We start from the raw sequence: 2,937 nt of genomic DNA, 5'->3' as shown, positions 1-2,937 counted from the left end.
CGGCAGCTCCACCACCCCGCCGTGCGCCATCACGGCGACCGCGCCGTGCCCCCGCAGGGTGGTGGTGAACAGGCCCTGCCCGGTCACCTCGCCGCACCCGCCGCCGCCACCGGCGGCAGTGGCGCAGGCCTCCCGTACGCCGAGGTCCAGGCGGAGAACTCCGCCACCAACGGCACCGCCATCGGCCCCAGTTACGCCCAGGGCCAGCTCGCCGACGAGGCCTCGTACCGCAAGGCGGTCACCCTCCAGGGCTCGGGGAAGTACGTCACCTTCACCACCCCGGTGGCGACGAACTCGATCGACGTCCGCTACAGCATCCCCGACACCGCGAGCGGCTCCGCCTACACCGCCCCGCTCTCGCTCTACGTGAACGGCGCCAAGCAGGACGACCTGAGCCTCACCAACGCGTACAGCTGGTACTACGGCAGCTACCCCTTCACCAACTCCCCCGGCAGCAACCCGCACCACTTCTACGACGAGGTCCACCGGCTGCTGCCCCAGACCTATCCGGCGGGCACCACCTTCAAGCTCCAGGTCGATTCCGGCGACACGGCCTCCTCGTACACCATCGACTTCGCCGACTTCGAGCAGGTCGGCGCCGCGCTCCCGCAGCCATCCGGCTCGGTCTCCGTGACCAGCCAGGGCGCCGACGCGAGCGGCAAGGCCGACGCGACCGCCGCCTTCAACGCGGCGATCCGCGCGGCGGGCGCCGGCGGCACGGTGTGGATACCGCCGGGCACGTACAACGTCCCCGGCCACATCGCGGTCAACAACGTGACCGTCGCGGGCGCCGGCATGTGGTACTCCACCGTCACCGGCACCGCCCCGGGCTTCTACGGCAACTCGGCGCCCTCGCCCAGCACCGGCGTCCACCTGCAGAACTTCGCGATCTTCGGCCAGGTCGGCGAGCGCGACGACAACGCGCAGGTCAACGCCGTCGGCGGCGCGATGAGCAATTCGTCGGTCGCCAACCTGTGGATCGAGCACGACAAGGTCGGCGCCTGGCTCGACGGCCCGATGGACAAGCTGACCCTCAGCGGGCTGCGCATCCGCGACACCACGGCGGACGGCATCAACTTCCACGGCGGTGTCACCAACTCCACCGTCACCAACAGCGACATCCGCAACACCGGTGACGACGGTATCGCCACCTGGGCCGACTCCGCGCTCGGCGCCGACGCGAACGACACCATCAGCCACAACACCGTCCAGCTCCAGATCCTCGCCAACGGCATCGCGATCTACGGCGGCCACGACAACACCGTCACCGGCAACCTCGTGCAGGACACCGGCCTCACCCAGGGCGGCGGCATCCACGTCGGCCAGCGCTTCACCTCGACGCCCGTCGGCACCACCACCATCTCGGACAACACCCTGATCAGGGACGGCAGCCTCGACCCGAACTGGCAGTTCGGCGTCGGTGCGCTCTGGTTCGACGGCAGCCAGGGCGCGATCAACGGCCCGATCAACGTCTCCAACGCGCTGATCCAGCAGAGCCCCTACGAGGCCGTGCAGTGGGTCGAGGGCACCGTGAGCGGCGTCAACCTGAACAACGTCACCATCGCAGGCACCGGCACCTTCGCGCTCCAGGAACAGACCGGCGGCGCCGCGAAGTTCACCAACGTCACCGCGACCGGCGTGGGCGCGTCCGCCCCCGTCTACAGCTGCGAGGGCGGCAACTTCCAGGTCACCGACGGCGGCGGCAACTCCGGCATCGGCGGCACCCCGTACTGCGGCGGCTGGCCCGCGCCGAACTTCCCGCCCTACCCGGCGGACGGCGTCACCGCGACCCCCGGCGCGCTCGACTTCGGCTCCACCGCGACCGGCGCCACCAGCGCGGCCCAGACCGTGACGGTCGCCAACCCGACCGGCTCGGCCGCCGCCGTCTCGTCCGTCGCGGCCAGCGGCGACTTCGCCCAGAGCAACACCTGCGGCTCATCGATCCCGGCGAAGGGCTCGTGCACGGTCTCCGTCACCTTCAAGCCGACCGCGGCCGGCGCGCGCACCGGCACCCTGACGGTCAAGGCGGGCGGCGCCACCGACACGGTCACCCTCTCCGGCACCGGCACGGCGCCGGGCCCGGTGCTCTCCGCGGCGCCCGGCAGCCTCGGCTTCGCCGCGACGGCCGTCGGCCAGTCCGCCGCCGCGCAGACGGTGAAGTTCACCAACACCGGCACCACGGCGGCCACCGTCTCCGGTGTCACCGTGAGCGGCGACTTCGCGCAGAGCAACACCTGCTCGTCCGTCGCGGCCGGGGCGTCCTGCACCGCGACCGTCACGTTCAAGCCGACGGCGGCCGGGACCCGTACGGGCACTCTGACCGTCAACAGCAACGCCAACAACGGCCCGACGACCGTCTCCCTCACCGGCAGCGGCGTCGGCGCCACGACCAACGTGGCGGCGGGCCGCCCGGCCTCCGCGAGTTCGAGCAACAGCCCGTACGTCCCCGCCAACCTGACCGACACGGACGCCTCCTCGTACTGGGAGAGCCAGAACGGCTCCTTCCCGCAGTGGGCGCAGGTCGACCTCGGCCAGAACTTCAAGGTCGGCAAGGTCACGCTGAAGCTGCCGCCCGCCGCGGCGTGGAACACCCGCAAGGAGACCCTGGCGGTCCAGACGTCCACCGACGGCTCCACCTTCACCACCGCCGTGCCGTCCGCCGCCTACACCTTCGACCCCAGCGCCAACCAGAACACCGTGAACATCACCGTGCCCGGCTCCACCGCCCGGTACGTACGCGTCACCATCACCGCCAACACGGGGTGGAACGCGGGCCAGCTCTCGGACTTCGCGGTCTTTCCGAGCAGCTGAGGCGCGGGCCGGGCCGCGGGGCGCGCGATCCGCGCGCCTGCGTACATCTACTCCCATAACCCCACCTTAGGGTGGTTCGGGAGATTTCGATCACTTGGAGCGAGGGGCGACTACGCAGGGTGCACG

The 2,937-nt window shown here is 71.1% G+C and carries 1 protein-coding gene and 1 pseudogene; one reads left to right on the top strand and one right to left on the bottom strand.

Annotation, left to right across the window (positions count from 1 at the left end; translation table 11 throughout):
• Window positions 1-93: pseudogene (locus tag AB0910_RS30895) on the bottom strand (AIM24 family protein); the annotation flags it as partial.
• Between the two features lie 189 nt (window positions 94-282).
• On the opposite strand from AB0910_RS30895, the gene AB0910_RS30890 reads away from it, so the two are divergent.
• Window positions 283-2,811 (top strand): choice-of-anchor D domain-containing protein, encoded by a 2,529-nt coding sequence (locus AB0910_RS30890; RefSeq protein ID WP_366747974.1) that lies wholly within the window; start codon window positions 283-285, stop codon window positions 2,809-2,811.
• The last annotated feature ends 126 nt before the right edge of the window (window positions 2,812-2,937 follow it).

Source organism: Streptomyces sp. NPDC047002 (assembly GCF_040704505.1).
Taxonomy (GTDB): Bacteria; Actinomycetota; Actinomycetes; order Streptomycetales; family Streptomycetaceae; genus Streptomyces.
The sequence above is the reverse complement of the archived record's forward strand: the minus strand, read 5'-3'. Positions and strand labels throughout refer to the sequence as shown.